At 66.3% G+C, this 2,484-nt stretch carries 3 protein-coding genes; all 3 read right to left on the reverse strand.

Going from position 1 to position 2,484, the window contains the following annotated elements:
• Positions 1 to 1,355: FecR family protein (locus CQ14_RS00060; RefSeq protein WP_063800257.1), on the reverse strand; the 1,355-nt coding region annotated here is incomplete at its 3' end.
• Positions 1,356 to 1,522: 167 nt separating this feature from the next.
• Positions 1,523 to 1,843, reverse strand: coding sequence for a hypothetical protein (locus tag CQ14_RS00065; RefSeq protein WP_063800258.1), 321 nt, complete (start codon positions 1,841 to 1,843; stop codon positions 1,523 to 1,525).
• 264 nt (positions 1,844 to 2,107) lie between these two features.
• The coding region (locus CQ14_RS00070) for a DUF2147 domain-containing protein (protein ID WP_156434579.1) at positions 2,108 to 2,484 on the reverse strand (377 nt) is incomplete at its 5' end.

Raw genomic sequence — 2,484 nt, forward strand, 5'->3', positions numbered from 1 at the left:
GTCGGCGCATAGGGCTGTTGCGGCTGTCCGACGCGCGGCGGCAGGCCAGCCGGTGGAGCAGCCGGCGATGCCGGTTGTCCAACGCGCGGTGGCGCGCCGGGTTGATTGGGCGAAGCCGGCTGTTGCTGGCCTGCGCGCGGCGGCAGGCCGGGCCGTGTCGGCGAAGGCGGTTGCTGCTGCCCCTGACGGTTCCGCACGCCTTGCTGTTGCTGCTGACCGGGCCGGTTCAATTGGCCGGGCGCTTGTGGCTGTCCGGGACGATTGAGCTGGCCAGGCGGCTGCTGTCCCGGGTTCTGCGTTGGGTTCTGCCCCTGGCGGTTCGGCACGGCCGGCAGTGGCGGCTGACCGGGTTGACCGGGCAAGCCGTTCTGCCGCGGCTGACCGGGTTGTTGTCCGGGGCGGTTCAACTGGCCGGGCTGCTGCTGTCCGGGCAGACCATTCGGCCGCTGCTGACCGGGCTGAAGCTGCCGGATCGGGCGGTTCGGATTGAGGAAGCCGGGATTGGCACGGCGGAATTCGCGCTGCTGGAACACGACCTGCCGGCCGAGATTCTGCGTCGAGTGAAGCTGACGCACAAAGCCCTGGTCGCGCAGTATCGCCGCTTGCGGAATCACCAGCGGCACCGCCGCAAAGCGCACGCCGCCGGCGCCGGGACGGATGGTGAAGCCGCTGGCGCCCTGCGTCAGAAAGCCGAGCCGCGCGCCGGCGCGGTCGTTGACCTCGATCCGACCGACCCGCCCGTCAGCGTCGGGATAAAGCTTGACCGCGACATTGTTCGGATTGTTGGCGGCCGCCCCTTCGGGCACTTCGACGAGGCCGGTGGTACCGCGAATGCCGAGCGTTGCGGTCGGTGTCGTGATCTTCATGTCGCCGGTCTTGGCTACCGACGCGGCGACAAAGGCTGCGGTGCCCTTGGCGACGTCGAAGATCGCGGCGTTGTTCTTGCCGCCGTCCTCATAGACGTAATTGTCGATGGTGATCTTGGTATTGGCCCTGAGATTGAAGGTGGTGTTGTCGATGAAGGTGATGCCGAGCGCCGCATTGGCGCCGGTCTGCACGATATCGTTGAGGTAGATGTCGTCCTTGACCTTGAGCGGCGTGGTGGTGTCGTTGCGGATCACGCTGGCGCTGCCGGTCACGGTGGCGACGTTGCCGATTGGCTCCTCTGGCGCCTGCGCATCGGCGGCGGGCGCCGACGCATCGGGCGCCGGTGTTGCTGGTGTGGCGGACGGCGAAGGATCGGTCTGCGCCTGCGCCAGCTGCATCGGCTCGGAAGCCGCCGCGAAAGCGTCCGTCGCGCCGATCATCGTGCTGCCGGCCAGCAGCACAAGCGCGAAGGAGAGATGGCGCGGCATCGGGATATTTCCGTGGGCGGGAGAAGGCAGGCGGCGGGAGCGTGATTTCAGCGCGGCGAGGCTGAATGCGGGATGAACATGGCCGCTTGTTGTCGGCCGCCGCAAACGATCAGCGCCACGCCCGGCGTGTCCGGGCATGGCGCTGTGACGTTACGTATCAGGATGGCTCAGCCGCGCTTGACCGGGGTCAGATTCAGCGGCCTGGAGGGTTTTGCCGTCGGCGCGTAGTTCGCGGGCGTCGCGGTCGGCGGCACGTAGTGGAAGACGGCCTTGCAGCCGTCGCTGAGCTGCGCGCGCTTCTGCACCATGCAGGCGGTGACGCGTTCGACATCCGGGATTTCCGAAGAGCAGAGCCGCATCGCATCGCCGGCGCACATCTGCTCCTGCTCCTGCGTGTAGGCCTGCGCGGCCGTGGTCAGCAAGCCCAGTGCAAAAATGGTCGCGATCATCATCGTGCAATTGCGCGTGGTCGAACCGGTGAAAGCCATCGAATGTCCCCCTTTGTGGATGGTGCCAGCGCGGATTTGCGCTACCGAGTTGCGCACCGAACTGGCGCCTCGTTGGAGAAGGGAACTACGCGGGCCCGGTTTCGGGATTTTTTCGTCGCAAGGGAAAAAGTGTTTCGTCGCGGAGGAGATTTGTTTCGTCGTGCAAGGTCTTAACGAACGCTCAATCATCCGCGACACAGCAAAAAAAGAGGCCCCGTGATATCTCACGGGGCCCAAGGCTCAGGGAGGAACAGTTCAGAGAGATCAGCTCACGCGCTTCCAGGTCTGGCCGCCGCAGAACATGCCGCCGAAGGCGCAGCCCTGGACCTTGAGCGTGTTGGTGCCCTTCAGCGCGATCGTCGAGTCGTAATTGCGGCCGCTGCTCGGATCGTGAATTCGGCCGGTCCACTTGCCGCCCTGCGGCTTCATGTTGATCAGGATTCGTTCGCCGGAGTTGACGGAATAGCCGCACAGATTGGCGCCGCATTCCTCGATGCGAACGTTGCCCTTGTTCTCTTCCGTCGACCAGACGCCGAGCGGTGAGTTCGGATCAGACGCGGCGGCCACCGGAGCCGGCAACGGCGCGGGCGCGGCAGCGATCGGGGCGGCTGGCGGGGGCGGAGCGGGCGGTGCGACGTCGG

The sequence above is a fragment of the Bradyrhizobium lablabi genome (genome assembly GCF_001440475.1).
GTDB lineage: Bacteria > Pseudomonadota > Alphaproteobacteria > Rhizobiales > Xanthobacteraceae > Bradyrhizobium > Bradyrhizobium lablabi.